Annotated in this window: 20 protein-coding genes and 1 pseudogene; 9 read left to right on the forward strand and 12 right to left on the reverse strand. The window is 70.9% G+C overall.

What is annotated here, in order from left to right:
- The 4 genes from ACTWQJ_RS21905 to cobC form a co-directional block, all read left to right on the forward strand.
- Positions 1-399 (forward strand): SAM-dependent methyltransferase (locus ACTWQJ_RS21905; protein ID WP_443308309.1); only part of this gene is annotated, 399 nt, incomplete at its 5' end.
- On the forward strand, positions 396-986 hold the full coding sequence (locus tag ACTWQJ_RS21910; RefSeq protein ID WP_443308310.1) for a precorrin-8X methylmutase: 591 nt from the start codon (positions 396-398) through the stop codon (positions 984-986). The genes ACTWQJ_RS21905 and ACTWQJ_RS21910, both read left to right, overlap by 4 nt.
- On the forward strand, positions 983-1,909 hold the full coding sequence (locus tag ACTWQJ_RS21915; protein WP_443308311.1) for a sirohydrochlorin chelatase: 927 nt from the start codon (positions 983-985) through the stop codon (positions 1,907-1,909). The genes ACTWQJ_RS21910 and ACTWQJ_RS21915 overlap by 4 nt, the downstream gene beginning before the upstream one ends.
- Positions 1,899-2,960, forward strand: a complete 1,062-nt coding sequence (gene cobC, locus ACTWQJ_RS21920) for an Rv2231c family pyridoxal phosphate-dependent protein CobC (RefSeq protein WP_443308312.1) — start codon at positions 1,899-1,901, stop codon at positions 2,958-2,960. Before ACTWQJ_RS21915 ends, cobC begins: the two co-directional genes overlap by 11 nt.
- Here the strand turns inward: cobC and ACTWQJ_RS21925 are convergent.
- The 10 genes from ACTWQJ_RS21925 to ACTWQJ_RS21970 all read right to left on the reverse strand — a co-directional run bounded on the left by ACTWQJ_RS21925 (position 2,908) and on the right by ACTWQJ_RS21970 (position 14,431).
- Positions 2,908-4,824, reverse strand: a complete 1,917-nt coding sequence (locus ACTWQJ_RS21925; RefSeq protein ID WP_443308313.1) for a DUF2264 domain-containing protein — start codon at positions 4,822-4,824, stop codon at positions 2,908-2,910. The two genes, cobC and ACTWQJ_RS21925, sit on opposite strands and share 53 nt — an antisense overlap.
- Positions 4,825-4,961: 137 nt before the next feature.
- Positions 4,962-6,008: a LacI family DNA-binding transcriptional regulator gene (locus tag ACTWQJ_RS21930; RefSeq protein WP_443308324.1), complete on the reverse strand. Its 1,047-nt coding sequence runs from the start codon at positions 6,006-6,008 to the stop codon at positions 4,962-4,964.
- A 44-nt stretch (positions 6,009-6,052) separates the two neighbouring features.
- Entirely contained in the window at positions 6,053-7,702 is a 1,650-nt protein-coding gene (locus tag ACTWQJ_RS21935) for an extracellular solute-binding protein (protein ID WP_443308314.1), read from the reverse strand.
- Between the two features lie 39 nt (positions 7,703-7,741).
- Positions 7,742-8,629 (reverse strand): carbohydrate ABC transporter permease, encoded by an 888-nt coding sequence (locus ACTWQJ_RS21940; RefSeq protein WP_443308315.1) that lies wholly within the window; start codon positions 8,627-8,629, stop codon positions 7,742-7,744.
- Positions 8,626-9,480, reverse strand: coding sequence for an ABC transporter permease (locus ACTWQJ_RS21945; protein WP_129797188.1), 855 nt, complete (start codon positions 9,478-9,480; stop codon positions 8,626-8,628). Before ACTWQJ_RS21945 ends, ACTWQJ_RS21940 begins: the two co-directional genes overlap by 4 nt.
- Before the next feature lie 214 nt (positions 9,481-9,694).
- Positions 9,695-10,606 (reverse strand): SCO1860 family LAETG-anchored protein, encoded by a 912-nt coding sequence (locus ACTWQJ_RS21950; RefSeq protein ID WP_443308316.1) that lies wholly within the window; start codon positions 10,604-10,606, stop codon positions 9,695-9,697.
- A gap of 247 nt (positions 10,607-10,853) precedes the next feature.
- The gene (locus ACTWQJ_RS21955) at positions 10,854-11,945 is read right to left on the reverse strand and encodes an amidohydrolase family protein (RefSeq protein ID WP_443308317.1); all 1,092 of its coding nucleotides are present in this window, start codon (positions 11,943-11,945) and stop codon (positions 10,854-10,856) included.
- 25 nt (positions 11,946-11,970) lie between these two features.
- Positions 11,971-12,765, reverse strand: a complete 795-nt coding sequence (locus tag ACTWQJ_RS21960; RefSeq protein WP_443308318.1) for an amino acid ABC transporter ATP-binding protein — start codon at positions 12,763-12,765, stop codon at positions 11,971-11,973.
- Complete coding sequence (locus ACTWQJ_RS21965) at positions 12,762-13,589, reverse strand: amino acid ABC transporter permease (RefSeq protein WP_443308319.1); 828 nt, start codon at positions 13,587-13,589, stop codon at positions 12,762-12,764. The genes ACTWQJ_RS21960 and ACTWQJ_RS21965 overlap by 4 nt, the downstream gene beginning before the upstream one ends.
- Positions 13,586-14,431, reverse strand: a complete 846-nt coding sequence (locus ACTWQJ_RS21970) for a transporter substrate-binding domain-containing protein (RefSeq protein ID WP_443308320.1) — start codon at positions 14,429-14,431, stop codon at positions 13,586-13,588. The genes ACTWQJ_RS21965 and ACTWQJ_RS21970 overlap by 4 nt, the downstream gene beginning before the upstream one ends.
- A gap of 173 nt (positions 14,432-14,604) precedes the next feature.
- Here ACTWQJ_RS21970 and ACTWQJ_RS21975 point away from each other — a divergent pair, with 173 nt between their 5' ends.
- From ACTWQJ_RS21975 to thpD, 5 genes and pseudogenes are all read left to right on the forward strand, one after another.
- Positions 14,605-15,705: a pyridoxal-phosphate-dependent aminotransferase family protein gene (locus ACTWQJ_RS21975; RefSeq protein ID WP_443308325.1), complete on the forward strand. Its 1,101-nt coding sequence runs from the start codon at positions 14,605-14,607 to the stop codon at positions 15,703-15,705.
- A 345-nt stretch (positions 15,706-16,050) separates the two neighbouring features.
- Complete coding sequence (gene ectA / locus ACTWQJ_RS21980; protein WP_443308321.1) at positions 16,051-16,566, forward strand: diaminobutyrate acetyltransferase; 516 nt, start codon at positions 16,051-16,053, stop codon at positions 16,564-16,566.
- A 63-nt stretch (positions 16,567-16,629) separates the two neighbouring features.
- Entirely contained in the window at positions 16,630-17,901 is a 1,272-nt protein-coding gene (gene ectB / locus ACTWQJ_RS21985) for a diaminobutyrate--2-oxoglutarate transaminase (RefSeq protein ID WP_224734770.1), read from the forward strand.
- Between the two features lie 21 nt (positions 17,902-17,922).
- A complete protein-coding gene (locus ACTWQJ_RS21990) occupies positions 17,923-18,327 on the forward strand; it encodes an ectoine synthase (protein WP_224734769.1) in 405 nt (134 codons plus the stop codon).
- A 7-nt stretch (positions 18,328-18,334) separates the two neighbouring features.
- A pseudogene (thpD, locus tag ACTWQJ_RS21995) lies at positions 18,335-19,228 on the forward strand (ectoine hydroxylase).
- Positions 19,229-19,290: 62 nt separating this feature from the next.
- Here the strand turns inward: thpD and ACTWQJ_RS22000 are convergent.
- On the reverse strand, positions 19,291-20,298 hold the full coding sequence (locus ACTWQJ_RS22000) for a maleylpyruvate isomerase family mycothiol-dependent enzyme (RefSeq protein WP_443308322.1): 1,008 nt from the start codon (positions 20,296-20,298) through the stop codon (positions 19,291-19,293).
- 25 nt (positions 20,299-20,323) lie between these two features.
- The gene (locus ACTWQJ_RS22005; RefSeq protein ID WP_443308323.1) at positions 20,324-20,914 is read right to left on the reverse strand and encodes an RNA polymerase sigma factor; all 591 of its coding nucleotides are present in this window, start codon (positions 20,912-20,914) and stop codon (positions 20,324-20,326) included.
- Positions 20,915-20,926 lie beyond the last annotated feature (12 nt).

Here is a 20,926-nt window from a genome sequence, read left to right on the forward strand (position 1 = left end):
GCCTGTGCGATCCTCTGGGCGCCGCTCGGGCACGACCATGTGTCGATCAGCCTGTCCGACCTGCACACGCCCTGGGAGGTCATCGAACGCCGGGTGCGCGCCGTCGCCGAGGCGGACATCGTCGTGACCTTCTACAACCCGCGCAGCCGGGGCCGCGACTGGCAGCTGCCGAAGGCGCTGGCGATCCTCGCCGAGCACCGGGCGCCGACGACGCCGGTCGGGGTCGTACGCAACGCGTCCCGGCCGGACGAGTCCGCCCGGCTGACGACCCTGGCCGCGCTGGATCCGGCGACGGTCGACATGATGACGGTCGTGACCGTCGGCAACACGGCCACCCGTGAGATCGCGGGGCGCATGGTGACGCCGCGCGGCTACCGCTGGCAGGAGGAGGCCCGGTGAACCGTGTGGTCCACCCGATCGAGCAGGAGTCGTTCCGGCGGCTGCGCGCCCGCCTGGACACCTCGCACTTCCCGCCGCTGACCCGGGCGGTGGTGGAGCGGGTCATCCACTCCGCCGCCGACCTGGACTACGCGAGCGACCTCGTCATGGACGAGGGTGACCTGGCGAAGGCGTACACCGCGTTGCACTCCGGGGCCCCGGTCGTCGTCGACGTCGAGATGGTGGCGGCCGGGATCACCCGGCGCAAGACCGTCTGCCGGCTGAAGGACGCCGAGTCCGGGCCGGGGCTGACGCGTTCGGCGCACGCCATGCGGCTGGCCTACGAGGAGGTCGGACCCGGCGCCCTCTGGGTGATCGGCTGTGCGCCGACCGCCCTGGAGGAGCTGCTGACGCTGGATGCCGCGCCCGCGCTCGTCATCGGTCTGCCCGTCGGTTTCGTCGGCGCGGCCGAGTCCAAGGCCGCCCTGCGGGAGAGCGGACTGCCCGCCGTGAGCAACGTGTCCGAGAAGGGCGGTTCCGCGGTCGCCGCGGCTGCGCTCAACGCCCTGCTGTACTACCCCACTTCGTATTCCGAGGAGAAACAGTGACCACCCCGCCGCCCGCCCTGCTCATCGCCGGTCACGGCACCCGGGACGACGCCGGGGCCGAGGCGTTCCGCGACTTCGTACGGGAGCTGGGCCGCCGCCACCCCGACCTGCCCGTCGCGGGCGGCTTCATCGAGCTGTCCCCGCCCCCGCTGGGCGATGCCGTGACCGAACTGGTGGAGCGCGGTGTACGGCGGTTCGCCGCCGTTCCGCTGATGCTGGTGTCCGCCGGCCATGCCAAGGGGGACATCCCGGCGGCGCTGGCCCGCGAGAAGGAGCGGCACCCGGGGATCTCGTACTCCTACGGGCGTCCGCTGGGCCCGCACCCGGCGCTGCTGAGCGTCCTGGAGCGGCGGCTGGACGAGGCGCTGGGGACCTCGGGGCGCAGCCCGCGGGACCGGGCCGACGTGACCGTGCTGCTGGTCGGCCGGGGGTCGACGGACCCGGACGCGAACGCCGAGGTGCACAAGGCGGCGCGGCTGCTGTGGGAGGGGCGCGGGTACGCCGGGGTCGAGACGGCGTTCGTGTCGCTGGCGGCGCCGGACGTGCCGAGCGGGCTGGACCGGTGTGTGCGGCTGGGGGCGAGGCGGATCGTCGTGCTGCCGTACTTCCTGTTCACCGGCATCCTGCCGGACCGGGTGCAGATGCAGACGGAGGGCTGGGCGGCCGCGCACCCCGAGGTCGAGGTGCACTCGGCGGACGTGATCGGGCCGGAGCCGGAACTGCTGGACCTGGTGATGGAGCGGTACGAGGAGGCGGTGCAGGGGGATCTGCGGATGAACTGCGACTCGTGCGTGTACCGGATCGCGCTGCCCGGCTTCGAGGACAAGGTGGGGCTGCCGCAGCAGCCGCACTACCACCCCGACGACGATCACCACCATCACGGGCACCACCACGGCGGACACACCCACTCCCATGCGCACTGAGGGCGACGCGCACGACCTGCGGCACCACGGGGACGCCGAGGTCCGGGACGAGGGACGGTCACTGGTCGACCTGGCGGTCAACGTGCGCGCCGGCACACCGCCCGCGTGGCTGCGGGAGGTGATCGCCGGGTCGCTCGGCGGGCTGGCGGCCTACCCGGACGGGCGCTGCGCGCGAGCTGCGGTGGCGGCCCGGCACGGTCTCGCACCGGACCGGGTGCTGCTGACGGCGGGCGCGGCGGAGGCCTTCGTGCTGCTCGCCCGGGCCCTGAAGGTCCGTCAGCCGGTCGTCGTGCACCCGCAGTTCACAGAGCCGGAGGCGGCGCTGCGGGACGCGGGCCACACCGTCGGCCGGGTGCTGCTGCGGGCGGAGGACGGCTTCCGGCTGGATCCGGCGGCGGTGCCCGAGGGCGCCGACCTGGTCGTGATCGGCAACCCGACCAACCCGACGTCGGTGCTGCATCCGGCCGACACCATCGCCCGACTGGCCCGTCCCGGGCGGACGTTGGTGGTCGACGAGGCGTTCATGGACGCCGTGCCGGGTGAGCGGGAGGCGCTGGCCGGGCGGACCGACGTTCCCGGGCTCGTGGTCCTGCGCAGCCTGACGAAGACCTGGGGGCTGGCCGGACTGCGCATCGGATATGTGCTGGCGTCCCCGGAGACCATCGGCGCCCTCGAACGCGCCCAGCCGCTGTGGCCCGTGTCCACGCCGGCGCTGGCCGCCGCTCAGGCGTGCGTGGGACCACAGGCCCTGGCGGAGGCGGCACACGCCGCGCACCGCATCGCCGCGGACCGGGCCCACCTCGTGGCGGGACTCTCCGGGATCGCCGGGCTGCAGGTCGTGCAGCCCGCCGAGGGACCCTTCGTCCTCGTACGGCTGCCCCGGGCCGCCGTCGTACGCCGGCACCTGCGCGACCTCGGGTACGCGGTGCGGCGCGGGGACACCTTCCCCGGGCTGGGCGAGGAGTGGCTGCGGCTGGCGGTCCGGGACCGGGCGACGGTCAGCTCGTTCCTCCGGGCGCTGGAGCAGGCGGTGACACGGGCGAACCGCTGAGCCGGGGCACCCGCTCCCGGGTGCCGTCCGGGAAGCGGATCTCCACGGTTCCGTCGGCGGCGACCGTCGCGCCGGCTCCTGTGCGCAGAGCGTGCGGATCGGCGCTGAGCACCACGAGGGTGACCAACAGGCCGGCGCCGTCGGGCCGCTGAAGAACAGGCGTCGCCGAGTGGTGTCCGCAGGCATTGGTCCCGACGGCCTGCGCGACCGTGCCGTCGGCACCGCTCCAGCCGTACAGCCCGACGATCGCGCTGGTCAGACCGTCGGCGCGGCGGGCCAGCGCCCAGCCGGGCCCGGTGCAGGCAACCGGCGGCGCGGTGTCGTCGGCCACGGACCAACCGCCCTCGCGCACCGGTGCGTCGGACGCTACGTCGAGACGGTGCACCCGCACCTCCCACGGGCCGTTCACCACGCTGACCGTCTCGATGCGATGGCCGCCGCCGGCCTGCCAGGAGGCGGCACGGCGGCCCTCGGCACCGAGGGGGTGGATACGGCCGCGCGGGGACGGTGTGCCGTCGGCGGCCAGAACGGCGATGTGGTTGTCGGGGCCCGGTGTCTCGGGGGCCGTGGCGCTGGAGTAGGCGAGCCTCGCATAGTGCGGGCTGTCCTCGGCCGTGGCGGGCGGGGGCGGCAGCCGGTCACTGCCGTGGTTGACCAGCCGTACGATCCCGTCGGCCGCGGTGGAGTGCAGCAGCCAGCCCGGTGCGGGCAGCGCCAGGCACACGTCCGTGGTGTCCACGGGGGCCGGTTCCTCGGGCGCCGTCCACACGGGGTGGTCCGCGGGCAGGAGCAGACCGAGGAAGGCCTTGCTCGCCCAGTACGGGGAGGCAGGGCCGGAGTACCGCTGGGTCACGCCGAGGAACGGCCGGTACCAGCCCAGCGTCAGCAGGCCCCGCTCGTCCGGCGCCCCGCGCTCGGCGAAGTGCTTCAGCGCGCCCGAGGCCAGGCGACGGGTGCGGCCCGGCGGCAGCGGCGTGGCGCCGGCGAGCGCGCCCGCCCAGAGCGGGGCGGTGGTGGCGAAGCGGTAGGTAAGGGAGCGGCCCTGGTGGACCGGGGCGCCGTCGGAGCCGAAGAAGTGCTGGTGGACGGCGAGGAATTCGCGCAGGCGCGCGCGATGCCGGGCCACCGTCTCCGGGTCCGCCCGCGGGCCCGCGATCCGCGCCCACAGCACCGGATACAGATGCAGCGCCCAGGCGTTGTAGTAGTCGAACTTCCGGCCGTCGCCGTCGGTGCACCAGCCGCCGCCCCGGTACCAGTCGTCGAGGCGGGCGAGCCCGGCGTCGATCTCGGCCCGGCTGTGCGGGGCCCCGACGGACGCGAGGAACTCCTCGGTGATGACCTGGAACAGCCGCCAGTTGGAGTCGTTGGCACGGGCGCCGACAAAACCGCCGAGCCAGTCGGCGACCTGCTCGCGTACGTGGTCGTCGAGGTGGTCCCACAGCCAGGGGCGGGACTCGTGCAGGGCGATGGCGATGGAGGCGGCCTCGACCATCGGCTGGGCGCGGTCGGTGATGGGCGGCCAGTGTTCCCCGTCGTGCGGGTCGGTGCCGGCGGCGAGTCCGGTGGCGTACCGCTCGATCAGTTCGGGACCGACTCGTCCGCCCGAGCCCGCGATGCGGAACGCGGCGAGCAAGAAGGAACGCGCGAAGCCTTCCAGGCCGTCGGACCAGGGGCCGGAGTGGCTGGGTGGCCCCGGAAGGTGGTACTGGGCGAAGCCGGGTGAGGCGTAGGGCAGCAGCCCGTCGAGCAGCCGATCCGCGATTGCCTCCCAGTGGGCGCGGGTCCAGCCGGTGACCGGCGAGAGGAGGGAGTCGAGCTCAGGCAGGCGCGTCGGGTCGGGGAGCGACACATGAGGGGCGCTCATACGGGGGTGGATCCTCCTTTGTCGGGTGGCCCGCTCCCCAGTCGGGGGCGGGTGCAACGCCCTGTAGGGGCGCGGGGCTGCATCGATATGCGGCTCCGCCGCGTGGGCGCGACCAGCCACAACTCACCCGCAGTCGCCTACGGCGCCCCGCGCGAAGCGACGCTACGGCGCACAACGATGTGCGTACCGAGCAGATGATGATTCCCACCGGCATGCTCGGGATCACGCAAAGCGATACGCACGGCGGCACGACCAAGCTCCTCCGCAGGAGTACGCACCGTGGTGAGCGGTGGATTGAAATCCTCGGCCAGCGGAATGTCGTTGTACCCGACAACAGAGATGTCATCGGGGACGCTCAGCCCAGCGTCGGCAATCGCGCGGAGCGCCCCCGCAGCGACCATGTCGTCCCCAGCGAACACAGCCGTGAACTCCCGCGTCTCCTTGAGCAGTTCGGTCATCGCACGCAGCCCGGCCGCACGCCCGAGCCCACAGTCGACCACGCGGCCGGCGCTCCGCGGCAACCCATGCTCGGCGAGCGCCGCCCGATACCCTGCGACGCGGGCGTCGAGCGCCGTGTTGCCAGGGAGTCCACCGAGGAACACGATCCGCCGGTGCCCGGCGGACAGCAGGTACCCGGTGATGGCCCGCGCCCCCGCCTCGTTGTCGAACTCGACGACCAGCGCCGGAATATCAGGATCCGGCGCCGGTCGCCCGCACAGCACAAGCCGGCCTCCGGAGGAGTCCAGCGCCTGCGCATAGTGAGCCACGCGCGAGCGATACGCGTCGTCCTCGACGACCCCGCCCACCAGGATCACCAGCCGTGCCCCCTCCTCCCGCATCAGCTGCACGAACTCCATCTCGCGCTGCGGATCCCCGCCGGTCGCGCCGACGACACACAGCCAGCCCCGGTCGGCGGCCTCCGCCTCCACGCCCTCGGCGACCTGGGCATAGAAGGGGCTGGTGACCTGGCGGACGACGACCGCGGCCATCTTCCGGCCGCCGCCCACCAGCGCCCGCGCATGCGCGTTGGCGACGTAGTCGAGGTCGCGGGCGGCGCGCAGCACACGGGCCCTGGTCGCCGTGGGCACCGGGTGGTTGCCGCTGAGCGCACGGGACGCGGTGGCCATGGACACGCCGGCCCGTTCGGCGACGTCGCGGATCGTGACCCGCCGTTTGGCGCCCATGTCGTTCCCCATCCCCCGCGTCTCCCCTTCCTACCAGTGGTTCTTCAGGTGTTGGCCGCGTAGTCCTGCGCGAACTCCTCGGCCATTCTGTCGCCGCCCCGGTCCCGCCACCGCTTCACCGTCGCGTCCCATTCGGACAGCGGGATGCGGCCCGCGACGATGCCGGTGACGGTGTCGTCGAGAAGCGCCTTGAGCGTGGTGCCCTGGGCGTTGTTCGTGCGGGACTGCAGGCCGAAGGAGGCGTTGCGGATGGCGTGCGGGACGACCTTCTGCTGCCAGGCGTGCAGGGCCCGTACGGCGTCGGGCATGCCGGGCACGAACAGCACCTGGGGGCCTTCGGCGAGGTACTTCAGCGGCAGGTTGGTGTTGTTCTCGACCTCTCCGAGCTTGGTGGGCTCGGGCGAGCCGTCCTTGGCGCGGGTGAAGTGGGTGCCCTCGACGCCGTAGTGGACGAGTTCCCACTCCTGGCTGCCGAAGGGGGCGGCGAGGTAGTCGAGGATGCGCAGCAGCAGCTCGATGCGTTCCTTCTTCGCCTTCTTCAGCACGGTGTAGCCGAAGGAGCGGCGGGCGGCGACGATGCCGCCGGGCTCGCCGCCGACGCTGTACGGCAGTGCCGCGGCCGGGGTCAGCTTGCCCTTCGACTCCTGGTACTTGGGCAGGTAGGCGCCGAAGCCGTCCTGCATGGAGCCGACGGTGCCGTTGTAGTAGAGCGTGGTCAGGTCGATCTGGGAGATGGACGTGGCGTCGGGGTGGTACGAGCCGTTCTTGCGGAGCTGCGCCTGGAAGGCGATGGCCGCCTTGTAGCGTTCGTCGGCCCAGCCCGGCTGGAAGGTGCCGTCCTTGGTGACGGCCCAGCCCTGGGGCGCGTTGTGGGCGGCGGAGTGCACGGCGTTGCCGAACAGGGAGCCCTGGGCCGCGCCGAGGGCGTATGTCCGGCCGCTCGTCGCCTGCTTGGCCACGGCGGCGAAGTCGTCGGACGTCCAGCCCTCCGCCATGCCCGCGTCGGTGAACATGCCCTGGTTGATCCAGAGGGTGGAGCCGGGCAGCGGGCGTTCCAGGGGGATGCCGTAGATGCGGCCGCCGATGCGGCCCATGTCCTGCCAGGCGTGGGTGGGGATGTTCGCGAGGTTGGGATAGGCCTCGATCGCGTCGCCGGACAGGAACGGTGTGAGGTCCTCGGCGCGCCGCTGCACGAACTCGGCCTCGCGGGGCAGCACGAACCCGGAGAAGAGGTTGATGACGTCCGGCAGGGAGTCGGCGTCGCCGGCCATCACGGTGGCCATCTTCTTCTGGTAGTCGGCCTGGGAGACGATCGTGTACTCGATCTTCACCCCGAGGGCCTTCTCGACCGCGGCCCAGAACCGGTTGGCGGAGGCCGGTTTCGGGGGTGTGCCGAACGAGACCGACATGACCTTGATGGTGGAGCCGTCGCCCGGGGTGCGGGCGACGGACTTGACCAGGTCGGAGGGGTAGGAGGTGTAGCCGGCCTGGACTCCCGCCTGCGTGGCGGCGAGGTCCGGCTTGGGGCCGGTCGCGGGCTTGTACGCGGGCCAGGGCGCGAGCTTCTTGCCCGCGTTGGAGACGTCGCTGTCGCCTCCGGAGGAGGAGCAGGCGGTCAGCAGACCGGGGACGGAGACCGCGGCGCCACCGGCGGCGAGGGAACGCAGCAGGGTACGTCGGGACATGCGGGGCATGGGAGACCGACCTTTCTGAGTGCGGCTCTTGATGGGGTGTCAGCTCTTGATGGCGCCGGTGAGCACGCCCTTGGTGAAGTACTTCTGCAGGAAGGGATAGACGAGCAGGATCGGCACGGTGGCGATCACCAGTACCGCCATCTGTACGGTCTGCGGGGCCGTGATGGTGGCCTCGCCGGTGGTCGCGTCGGTGAGCCCGGATCCGGCCACCACATAGGTGCGCAGCACCTGTTGCAGGGGCCAGTGGTCGCTCTCCAGATAGAGCGAGGCGTAGAACCAGGAGTTCCAGTACGCCACCGCGTAGAACAGACCCACGACGGCGAGCGCGGCCTTGGACAGTGGCAGCACGATCGAGAACAGCACCCGCCAGTCCCCCGCCCCGTCGAGGCGTGCCGCCTCGTACAGCTCCTCGGGGATGCCCTGGAAGAAGCCCCGCAGGACGACGAGGTTGAACACGTTCACCAGGACGGGCAGGACCAGGGAGGCGTAGTTGTCCAGCAGGCCCAGCTCCTTGACCAGCAGGAAGCTGGGGATCATGCCGGGCGGGAAGAGGAACGTGAACAGGATGAGCAGCAGCACCGGTCGGCCGCCGAACACGCCGGGGCGGGACAGCGCGTAGGCGAGGGTCACCGTGCAGGCGAGGCTGAGGAGGGTGCCGACGATCGTGACTCCGGCACTGACGCCGAGGGCGTGGGTGACGATGCCGCCGTCGAGGATGTCCCGGTACGCGTCCAGGGACGGCTCGGTCGGCCACAGCACCCAGCCGCCGTTGGCGACGACCTCGTCCGTGGAGGCCAGCGACGTCGACACGATCACCAGGAACGGCACGCACACCAGCAGCACGACCGCGGCGAGCGCGAGGACCTTGCCGGCCTGGGTGAGGGGCCGGGGCTTCTCCAGCCAGCCCGGCCGTGCGGATGCGCTCACTTGTAGACCCCCTGTTCGCCCAGGCGGTGGGCGACCTTGTTGGCGGCGTAGACGAGGAGGGCGCCGATGACGCCCTTGAACAGGCCCGCGGCGGCGGCGAATCCGTAGTCGCCGCCGACGATGCCCTGGTAGTAGACGAAGGTGTCGATGATCTCGGCGGCCTCGGGACCGACCGCGTCGCGTTGCAGCAGCATCTGCTCGAAGCCGACGGAGAGGATGTCGCCGAGCCGCATGATGAGCAGCAGCACGATCACCGGGCGGATGGCGGGCAGGGTGACGTGCCAGAAACGCCGCCAGGGACCCGCCCCGTCGATCGCGGCGGCCTCGTACTGCTGCTCGTCGACCTGGGACAGCGCGGCGAGGAAGATGATCGTGCCCCAGCCGGCGTCCTTCCAGATGACCTGGGCGACGACGAGCGGCTTGAAGGCGTCGGGGTTGCCGATGATGTCGACGGTGTGCAGCCCGGCGCCGCTCAGGGTGCTGTTGAGCAGTCCGGTGTCGCCGAGTACCTGCTGGAAGAGGGCGACGACGATCACCCATGAGATGAAGTGCGGCAGATACGCCACCGACTGCACGAAGCGCCGGACCGTGCTCCACGTCAGGCTGTGCAGGAGCAGGGCGAGCGCGAGCGGCACCGGGAAGTAGAAGACCAGCTGGAGGACGGCGATCCAGAGGGTGTTGACGACGGAGGACCAGAAGGCCCCGTCCTCGAACATGCGCTGGAAGTTGCCCAGTCCGACCCAGGGGCTGCCCCACAGGCCGTCGAAGGGCACGTACTCCTTGAACGCGATGACGTTGCCGACCAGTGCGCCGTAGTGGAACAGCAGGAAGTAGGCGAGGCCGGGCAGCATGAGCAGGAAGAGAGTTCGGCTCCGTCCGTGAAAGCGTTTTCGCCGGACAACGGCCACGGTTCCCCCTCATGTCTCTGGATCGGCGTGAGGGGAAGTTAAAGCGCTTTCATTCGGCAGTCAACAGCTCTGACACAGAAAAGACGTTGGCCCACGTCAAGGCTGGCGCCTCGACGTGGGCCACAGGGTGAAAACGCTTCCACTCTCCTGGCTTACGTCAGCTCCGCTTGCGACGCGCCAGAGCCACCGCTCCCCCGCCCGCCGCCAGCAGCGCGACGGCGCCGCCCGCGATGTACGGAGTCATCGAGCTGCCGCCCGTCTCGGCCAGACCCGACTCGGCGGGCGCACCCTGGGGCTTCACGTCACCGGCCGGATCCGCGCTCGGCGACGCGGCCTGCTCCGCAGGAGCCGCCGGCGCTTCGCAGGTCGCCTTCGCGAGCGTCAGCGTGCCCTCGACCTCGGCGACGTTCAGCTTCAACGGGTTGACGGAGACCTTGAGTTCGAGGGCGGTGGCGGCCGCCGTACGGGAGGTCGTCTCCCGCTGCGAGAGGTCCAGCCGCACCTCGCCCACGCCCGGGACCGTGACGTTGGTCGGGCCGCCGGCGGTGAGCGTCACGCGCTTGCCCAGTACCGTCACGGCGCCCAGCACGTTGGAATCGGCGACCGGCGCCTCCCCGGCCGCGCAGGTCGCCGTCGAGGTGACGCCCTCGACCTCGATGAGGGACAGCAGCGGCAGACCGGGGACGTGGAGCTGGACGTTGGCCAGCCGTGTGGAGCCCTCCGCCTTCTCGGCGGTCACCGTCGCCTTGGCCTGCGCCACGTCCGCGCGCAGCACGGTGAACGGGTTTCCGCCGTCGACGCCGTCCAACTGGGCGGTCAGCGCGGTCTTCTCGGCGCTCTGCGGCGCCTGCACTTCGTTGAGGGAGACCGCGAGCGGGACGTTCACGGTCTTGTTGAGCAGGGACACATCGAGCCCGGTGCGCAGCACCACGGCGCTCGCGCGGCCCTCGTCACCGGTCGCGTGGGCGGAGCCCGCGCCGGCCAGGACCGCGGGACCGGCGGCCAGGGCGGTGGCCGTCGCGACGGTCGCGAAACGGCGTACGGGCATGCGGAAGTTCTTGCCGTTCAAGGTGGGGACCCCCAGAGGAGACTTGCTCGGGACCCGGCAAGAATTGCGCACCTAGAGTGAACAGTCAGCACTCCGGTGGGACTTCACCCCAAAGTGGTGTTTCCGTGAACCTTTTCGAATCGCCCGGCACGGGTGTTCCTCGAAGTCACCCCCGTACCTCCTTCTGTGCGAGCGCGCACGTTGACGCACCGGCACAGGGGCCGGAGTGGGCAACGAGGGAGTACGGACTTCGGTAACTCTGCGTCAACTAACCGACGACCCGCCCGTTCAGCACGATCCGCCGAGGCGCCGCCAGGATGCGTACGTCCGCTCGCGGGTCGGACGCGTACACCACGAGGTCCGCCGCCGCCCCCTCCTCCAGGCCGGGGCGGCCGAGCCACTTGTGGGCCGCCCAGGTCGTCGCCGAGAGCGCCTCGACCGGTGGGATGCCGGCGGTGACCAGTTCCGCGACCTCGGCCGCCACCAGGCCGTGGGGCAGGGTGCCGCCCGCGTCCGTGCCGACGAAGACGGGGATGCCGGCGTCGTACGCCGAGCGCACGGTGTCGTAGCGCCGCTCGTGCAACCGTCGCATGTGCTCCGACCAGCGCGGGAACCTGGCCTCGCCGCCGTCGGCCAGCTTCGGGAAGGTGGCGATGTTGACCAGGGTCGGGACGATCGCCACGCCTCGCGAGGCGAAGAAGGGGATCAGGTCCTCCGTCAGGCCCGTCGCGTGCTCGATGCAGTCGATGCCCGACTCGACCAGGTCCCGCAGGGAGTCCTCGGCGAAGCAGTGGGCGGTCACGCGGGCGCCGAGGCGGTGCGCCTCGGCGATTCCCGCCTCCACCGCCTCGCGCGGCCAGCAGGCCGACAGGTCGCCCACCTCGCGGTCGATCCAGTCGCCGACCAGCTTCACCCAGCCGTCGCCGCGCCGGGCCTCCTGGGCGACGTAGGCGACCAGGTCGTCCGGTTCGATCTCGTGCGCGTAGCCGCGGATGTAGCGGCGGGTGCGGGCGATGTGCCGGCCGGCCCGGATGATCTTCGGCAGGTCCTCGCGGTCGTCGATCCAGCGGGTGTCGGAGGGTGAGCCGGCGTCGCGGATCAGCAGGGTGCCCGCGTCGCGGTCGGTCAGGGCCTGCTTCTCCGCGATGTCGTCGTCGACGGGGCCGTGCGCGCCGAGGCCGACATGGCAGTGCGCGTCGACGAGGCCGGGCAGGGCCCAGCCCTCGACGGTACGGATGTCGCGGGCGCCGACGGGACGGTCGTAGGAGATCCGGCCGTCGACGACCCACAGCTCGTCCCGGACGTCGTCGGGTCCGACGAGCACCCGTCCCTTCACCCGCAGCACAGCGCCATTCCTCATGAGCTGCACTGTAGTCAGGCGGGCCCTACTCGCTCTTCCCGCCCACCTGGTCCGAGGTCTCCTCCTCCACGTCCGCCATCGCCGGGTCGAGGAGCCGGGACAGGAAATGGCGCGTGCGCTCGTGCTGCGGGTTCGCGATGACCTGGTCGGGGGTGCCGTCCTCGACGATCACGCCGCCGTCCATGAAGACGACCCGGTCGGCGACCTCGCGGGCGAAGGTCATCTCGTGGGTGACGACCATCATCGTCATGCCCTCGTTCGCGAGCATGCGCATGACGGCCAGGACGTCCCCCACCAGCTCCGGGTCGAGCGCCGAGGTCGGCTCGTCGAACAGCATCACCTCGGGGCCCATCGCCAGCGCGCGGGCGATGGCGACGCGCTGCTGCTGGCCGCCGGAGAGGGAGGAGGGGTAGGCGGTCGCCTTCTCCGACAGGCCCACACGCTCGAGGTTCTCGGCGGCGACCCGGGCAGCCTCCGCCTTGCCCCGCCCGAGCACCCGGCGCTGCGGCAGCGTGAGGTTCTCGGTCACCGTGAGGTGCGGGAAGAGGTTGAACTGCTGGAAGACCATGCCGATCCGGCGGCGTACCGCGTCGATGTCGACATCGGGGTCGGTGACCTCCGTACCGCCGACGAAGACCTGACCCTTGGTCGGCTCCTCCAGGAGGTTTACACAGCGCAGCAGCGTCGACTTGCCGGAGCCGGACGGGCCGATGACACAGACGACCTCGCCCTGACCGATCTCCAGGTCGATGCCGCGCAGCACCTCGTTGTCGCCGAAGGACTTGTGCAGTTCGCGGATCTCGATTTCCGGACGGCTCATTTCACGGCCTCCTGGGCCTTCGCCTCCATACGGCGTACGACGAAGCCGAGCGGGATCGTGACCAGCAGGTAGCACAGGCCGGCGACCAGGATCGGCGTGGAGTTGGCGGTCTGGCTGGCGAGGTCGCGGCCGAACTTGGACAGCTCCCGCTCCTCCAGGGTGACACCGAGGAACAGCACCAGCGAGGAGTCCTTGAAGAGCAGGACGAGTTCGTTGGTGAGGGGCGGCAGGATGATCCGGAAGGCCTGCGGGAGGATGATCGAGACCATGGCGCGGGCGGGCGAGAAGCCCAGGGAACGGGCCGCCTCCATCTGCCCCTTGGGCACCGCCTGGATGCCCGCACGGAACGTCTCTGCCATGTACGCGGCGGCCACCAGGCCGAGCGCGAGGGCGACCTTGCCGTACGTTCCGCCGGGGATCTCGGTGCCGGGGAAGGCCAGCGGGACGGCCACGCCGATGAAGATGAAGATCAGCAGGGCGGGCAGGCCGCGGAAGATCTCGATGTAGATGCCGGCGATCCAGCGGTACGGACCCACGGAGGACAGCCGCATGAGGGCCAGGACCATGCCGAGCACCAGGCCGACCAGGAAGCCGGACAGCGTGTACAGCACGGTGTTCTTCAGCGCCAACGTGATGACGTCCGGGAACATCTGCTCGGCGATGTCCTGCTGGGCGAACTGGTTCTGCAGCCGGTCCCAGTCGGCCCCGACCGCGAGGGCGACCAGGGCGCCGACGAAGACGACATACTGCACACCGCGCGAGAGACGGCGCTTCTGACGCCGGGTCAGGCCCTTCTTCTTCGGCTGTACCGTGACCTCGGTCATGAGGCGGACGGGGAGGCCGCGGACTCCTCGTACGGACCGATCCACTGCTCGTACAGCTTCTTGTACGTACCGTCGGCCTTGGCGTCCGCGAGGGCCTTGTTGACGGCCTTGAGCAGCGGCTCGTTGCCCTTCTTCACCGTGAAGCCGTACTGCTCGCCGGTGTTGATCTGCTCGGCGACCTCGAAGGCGTCGGCGTTGGCCTGGTCCTTGAGCCAGCCCTGGACGACCGGGTAGTCGATGACGACGGCCTCGACCTGGCCGGTGCGCAGGCCGTTGAGGACGGCGTCGGAGGACTCGAAGGAGACCGGGTCGAGGCCCTGGCTCTTGGCGTAGTCCTCGCCGGTGGTCTGCGCCTGGGCGCCGACCTTCTTGCCCTTGAGGTCGGCGAAGGAGCCGATGCCGCTCTTCTTGTCGGCCAGCACGGCCTGGGTCGCCTCGAAGTACGGGTCCGAGAAGTCGACGTTCTTCTTGCGCTCCTCGGTGATGGTCATGCCCGCGGCGGCGAGGTCGCACTGGCCGGCGTTGAGGGACCCGCCGGTCTTGAAGTTCTCGAAGGGCTGGTCGACGATCTGCTGCTTTACGCCCAGGTCCTCGGCGACCAGGTCGATCAGCGAGACGTCGAAGCCCTGCACCTTGCCGTCGATCTCCGACTGGAAGGGCGGGTAGGGCAGGTGGGTGCAGGTGGTGAGCTGACCTGCCTTGACCACCTCGACCCCGCCGGCGGCGGTCTTGGTTCCGCTGCCGCCGGCGTCGTCCGACGAGCAGCCGGCCACGAGCAGCAGCCCGGCCGTCGCGGTGGTGGCGGCCAGAATGCGGGCCCGGCGCCCGAGGACCGTGTTCACGGGGACCTCCTGTGAGGGAACTGAGAGTTCCGATTATAAGGAGAACTTTGAACCACTCAAACCAATCCCATGGCGGCGAGGCCGTCCGGCCTGAGAAGTCTCCGGTAACAGGGGTGTGCGGCCCGCCGGTTACCCTCGACAGGGTCGACCCCGTGAGCGAAGAGAGCACCGCCGTGACCCACCCCCTCCTGGACCTGGCCCCGCTGACCGCAGCGCACTTCGCCGCCATCGAGGACCGGGTGGCCCGGCTGCTCGGCACCCGCCAGGACGTGGTGATCATGCAGGGGGAGGCGCTGCTGCCGCTGGAGGGCGCGATCCGCGCCACGGCCGGTCCCGGGACGGCGGCACTGAACGTGATCACCGGACCGTACGGGCAGACCTTCGGGAACTGGCTGCGGGACTGCGGGGCGACCGTGATCGATCTCGCGGTGCCCTTCCACACGGCGGTCACGGCCGGGCAGATCCGGGCGGCCTTCGCCGAGCACCCGGAGATCGACTTCGTGTCCCTGGTGCATGCGGAGGCGGCAACCGGCAACACCAACCCGGTCGCGGAGATCGGCGAGGTGGTGCGGGAGCACGGGGCGCTGTTCTACCTGGACGCCGTCGCCTCCATCGGGGCCGAGCCGGTGCTGCCGGACGCGTGGGGCGTGGACCTGTGCGTCATCGGGGCGCAGAAGGCGATGGGCGGTCCCGCCGGGGTGTCGGCGGTGTCGGTGAGCGAGCGCGCCTGGGCCCGTATGACGGCGAACCCGAACGCCCCGCGCCGCTCCTACCTCTCCCTGCTGGACTGGAAGGAGCGCTGGATCGACGCCGGCCGGACGTCCCTGCTGCACGCGCCGGCCCAGCTGGAGATGCTGGCCCTCCAGGCGTGCGTCGAGCGGATCGAGGCGGAGGGACCGCAGGCGGTGATGGCCCGGCACGCGGCCGCCGCGGCGGCGAGCCGCGCGGGGGCGCTCGCGCTGGGCGGTGGCCTGGAGCCGTATGTGTACGAGGCCGCGGAGGCGGCGCCGGTCGCGACCACCCTGCGGGCACCCTCCGGCGTCGTGGCGTCGGAACTGGTGGCCAGGGCCCTGGAGAGCGACCCCGCGCTGCCGCTGGCCGCGGGCGGGGGCGCGCTGGCCAAGGAGATGATCCGCGTGAACCACTACGGCCCCGACGCGACGCCGGGCGCCGTCCAGGCGAGCCTGGCCGCCCTGGGCGCGGCCCTCTCCGAGAAGGGTCTGACGGTGGACCTCGATGCGGCGCGGCGGGCTGCCGAGGCCGCCTGGCAGTAAGCGCCGGGCACTCTCTTCACGGTTGATTTTCCGGGATTCCTTTTCCGCAATTTCAACCACTTAACCGGGAGCAGCTTCCCGTATTCTTCTGCCCGCTTTCCCCGACCCTAAACGCAAAGATTTCGCGAACACCAAGCGGCGTAATTCGGGCGGATCTCCTGAGGGTTACATGGTTGTGACGCGTTCCACATCGCGCCCGTTTTATGCACTATGCGGCCGACAAACTCGGGCATTTCGCCGCACCTTCGCGCGGCTGCACGCGCACGCGTGATAGCACAGGGGGCGCCGACACGTAAGCCCCTCCGGCCATGCAATTTCGAATTTCGCTCGGTAAATTCAATTCGCATGACTGCCGCACAAGCAGACCTGCACATCGACCGTCCGGCGGTTTCGGACGGGGCCGCTGTCTGGCGGCTCGCCAAGGAATCCGGAACCCTCGACCTGAACTCCTCGTACAGCTATCTGCTGTGGTGCCGGGACTTCGCCGCCACGTCGGCGGTGGCGCGGGCGGACGACGGGGCGGCCGTCGGCTTCATCACCGGGTACCTGCGGCCGGACCGCCCGGGGACCCTGCTGGTGTGGCAGGTGGCCGTCGACGCCGCGTACCGCGGACGTGGGCTGGCGGCGCGGCTGCTCGACGGACTGACCGCCCGGGTCGCCGCAGAGCAGGGGCTGACCTCCGTCGAGACCACCGTCACCCCGGGCAACACCCCCTCCGAGCGGCTGTTCACCTCGTACGCCGCCCGGCACGGCGCCCGCGTCGAGCGTGAGGTGCTGTTCGACACGGGACTGTTCCCGGACGGCCCGCACGACCCCGAAGTCCTGTACCGCATCGGCCCGTTGACCCACCTCTCGCAGTGACCCGTCGCCATTGACCGTTGCAACTGACCGTCGTATGACCGTCGCAATGAGGAGCGATTCTCCGTGACCATCACCCAGCCCGACCTCAGCGTCTTCGAAACCCTGGAGTCCGAGGTGCGCAGCTACTGCCGCGGCTGGCCCACCGTCTTCGACCGGGCGCGCGGCAGCCGCATGTACGACGAGGACGGCCACGAGTACCTCGACTTCTTCGCCGGAGCCGGCTCGCTCAACTACGGGCACAACAACCCCGTCCTCAAACGGGCCCTGCTCGACTATCTGGACCGGGACGGCGTCACCCACGGTCTCGACATGTCGACCACGGCCAAACGCGCCTTCCTGCAGACCTTCCAGGACCTGGTGCTGCGGCCGCGCGACCTGCCGTACAAGGTCATGTTCCCGGGCCCGACCGGCACCAACGCCGTGGAGTCCGCGCTGAAACTGGCGCGCAAGGTCAAGGGTCGCGAGGCCATCGTGTCCTTCACCAACGCCTTCCACGGGATGTCCCTCGGGGCCCTCGCCGTGACCGGCAACGCCTTCAAGCGGGCCGGGGCCGGTATCCCGCTGGTGCATGGCACGCCGATGCCCTTCGACCACTACCTCGACGGCAAGGTCGAGGACTTCCTGTGGTTCGAGCGGCTCCTCGAGGACCAGGGCTCCGGGCTCAACCAGCCCGCCGCCGTGATCGTCGAGACCGTGCAGGGCGAGGGCGGGATCAACGTGGCCCGGGCCGAGTGGCTGCGCTCGCTCGCCGAGCTGTGCCGGCGCCGCGACATGCTGCTGATCGTCGACGACATCCAGATGGGCTGCGGGCGCACCGGCGCGTTCTTCTCCTTCGAGGAGGCCGGGATCGTGCCCGACATCGTCACCGTGTCGAAGTCCATCAGCGGCTACGGGCTGCCGATGTCGCTGTGCCTGTTCAAGCCGGAGCTGGACGTGTGGGAGCCGGGCGAGCACAACGGCACCTTCCGCGGCAACAACCCGGCGTTCGTCACGGCCACCGCCGCGCTGGAGACGTACTGGACCGACGGCTCGGCCATGGAGAAGCAGACCCGCGCCCGCGGCGAGCAGGTCGAGCAGGCGCTGATCGCCATCACCGAGGAGAACCTGGCCGACGTCAAGGAGTACCGGGGCCGCGGGCTGGTGTGGGGCATGGAGTTCCACGACAAGGGCCGGGCCGAGCGCGTCGCCCGCCGCGCCTTCGAACTCGGGCTGCTGATCGAGACGTCCGGCCCCGAGAGCGAGGTCGTCAAGCTGCTGCCCGCCCTCACCGTCACCCCCGAGGAGCTGGACGAGGGCCTGCGCGTCCTCGCCCGTGCCGTACGCGAAACCGTCTGAGAAAAGGAGCTGTTCAGCACCGTGATCGTCCGTTCGTTCAAGGACATCGAAGGCACCGACCGGCATGTGAAGGCCGCGTCCGGCACCTGGGAGAGCAAACGCATCGTCCTCGCCAAGGAGAAGGTCGGCTTCTCGCTGCACGAGACGATCCTGTACGCGGGGACGGAGACGTCGATGTGGTACGCCAACCACATCGAGGCCGTGGTCTGCGTGCAGGGCGAGGCCGAACTGACCGACCACGAGACCGACCGGACGTACACGATCACGCCCGGGACGATGTACCTCCTCGACGGCCACGAGCGGCACACGCTGCGCGTCAAGGAGGACTTCCGCTGTATCTGCGTCTTCAACCCGCCCGTGACCGGACGGGAGGACCACGACGAGAACGGCGTCTACCCCCTGCTCACCGAACCCGAGGAGGTGTGACATCCCCATGACGACCAGCACTGTCACGGATCTCTACCCCAGCCGCGGCACCACCGAGGTGTCCGTCCCCCGCAAGGACCCCGTCGTCTGGAGCGCGCCCGGCACCCCCGGGCCGATCGACGTCGCCGGTCTCCAGTCCTACGAGCGGGACGGCTTCCTCGCCATCGAGGAACTCATCACCGACGACGAGGTCGCCGTCTACCAGGAGGAGTTGAACCGGCTGGTGGCGGACCCGGCGATCCGGGCCGACGAGCGGTCGATCGTCGAGCCGAAGTCGCAGGAGATCCGGTCCGTCTTCGAGGTGCACAAGATCAGCGAGGTGTTCGCCGCGCTCGTGCGCGACGAGCGGGTCGTCGGGCGGGCCCGGCAGATCCTCGGCTCGGACGTGTACGTCCACCAGTCGCGGATCAACGTCAAGCCGGGCTTCGGGGCCAGTGGCTTCTACTGGCATTCGGACTTCGAGACCTGGCACGCCGAGGACGGTCTGCCGAACATGCGGACGGTGTCCGTCTAGATCGCGCTGACCGAGAACTACGACACCAACGGCGGGCTCATGATCATGCCGGGCTCGCACCGGACGTTCCTGGGATGCGCGGGGGCCACGCCGAAGGACAACTACAAGAAGTCGCTGCAGATGCAGGACGCGGGCACACCCTCGCACGAGGCGCTGACCGCGATGGCCTCGCAGTACGGCATCAAGTTGTTCACGGGCAAGGCCGGTTCGGCGACCTGGTTCGACTGCAACTGCATGCACGGGTCGGGCGACAACATCACGCCGTTCCCGCGCAGCAACGTCTTCATCGTCTTCAACAGCGTGGAGAACGCAGCGGTCGAGCCGTTCGCGGCGCCGGTGCGGCGGCCGGAGTTCATTGGGGCGCGGGACTTCACGCCGGTGAAGTGACGTAGTCGGACGTGTCGGGTCGGGGCCCCTCCTGGAGGGGCCCCGACCCGTTGCATTGCCGTCTACAGCCACGCCAGCGACGCCGCGCGCTCCAGTACGTTCCGTACGGCCGACTCGTCGCCGGCCGCTCCGCGCGGGACCTCCTGCGGTGGGTACCGTCCGCCGACCAGCAGGCAGAAGTCGACCGGATCCAGGGCGAGTTCGGCGCGGACGGGTTCGGCGTCGGAGCCCAGCACCCATTCCGGGCCGCCGGTCACGGAGAAGAGGACGGGCGGTGCGGTGGGCCCGAGGGCCGCGCCGAGGATGCGCACCGCGAGCCGGATCAGGTGCCGCAGGTGTTCCTCGGGCGGCGGCGGGACGGCCAGGCCCAGGGCGCGGCCGATGTCGTCGGTGTGGATCCAGGTCTCGAAGGCGCGCACGAGGAAATGGTCGGCGACCGGCAGCCGCAGCCCCATCAGTGTCACCGCACGGGCGGCCGACTGCGCATCGCGGGCCTCGGGTGCGCTGAGCAGGGCGGCCGCCTGCGCGGACCAGGCAGCGACGGTCTCCCCGGGCGGGCGCCCGCGCTCGTGGGCGATCACCTCGGCGGTACGCCGGTTCCAGGCGGCGTCCCAGGGCGTGCCCTCCTCGATCCCGGAGGGCGGCCGGCCGGTGTCGACCCCGAGCTCCGTCGCGAGCGGCTCGTCGGCGGCGAGCAGGTGGGCCACGGTCGCGTGCACGTCCCAGTCGTGCACGACCGGCGTACCCCACCGGCCGTCCCCCTCGGCCAACAGCGCCTTCAGCCCGGCGACGGCAGCGGCGTAGGGGGCGGCATGCGGGGCGACGGCAGGGGCGGCGGCCCGGTGGCGAAGGGCACGGGACAGGACGGTGGAGGAGAGACCCTTCGACGCAGACGCGGTCGGCACCGGCCCTTCCAGCATCCGTACCACTGCCCTCAGCCGTTCCGCCTCCCTGGCGCATGTTTCGCAGGTGGCGAGGTGGGGCGGGATCGTCTTCTCGTCGGCCGGTTCCAGGGCGCCGAAGGCCCAGGCGGCCAGGAGTTCCCGTACGGCGTCGTGATCGGTGGTCACCGTGTGCCTCCTTCCACTGCTGCCATCATGCGCCCCTTTCGAGGGTCGGGTCCGGCGGGTCGGCCAGGGATTCGGCCAGGGTGCGCAGGGCGGTGCGCAGGCGGGTCTTGGCGGTGCCCTCGGGGATGCCGAGTTCCACGGCCGCCTGCCGGTAGGTGCGGCCGGCGAAGTAGGCCAGGTGCACCACCTCCCGTTGCGGCTGCGGGAGTTCGGCGAGGGCGGAGTGCAGCAGCAAGGAGCGTTCCCGGTCCACGACCGTCTCGTCGGGTCCGGGACCGGGCTCCGGGATGGCGTGCAGCGCGGAGTCGTCGGCGCGGGCGTCCTTGCGGTGCCGGGCCTCGCTGCGCACCCAGTCCACGGCCCGCCGGTGGGCGAGCAGGGACAGCCAGGTGCGCAGCGAGCCACGGCGCGGGTCGAAGGCGTACGGCCTGCTCCACAGCTGGGCGAAGACCTCCTGCGCCACGTCCTCCGCGGCGGCCGCGCTGCGCGTCACCCGCACGGCGACGCGCCGCACCAGCCCGCCGTACGCCGTGTACACCTCGGCCAGCGCGGACTCGTCGCCGTACACCAGCCGCCGGTGCAGTTCCGCGTCGGCCCCGACGCCCGCCTGCTCCACCGGTCACCACCC

Origin of the sequence: Streptomyces sp. KR55, assembly GCF_052245645.1 — a bacterium.
Lineage (GTDB): Bacteria > Actinomycetota > Actinomycetes > Streptomycetales > Streptomycetaceae > Streptomyces > Streptomyces flavusporus.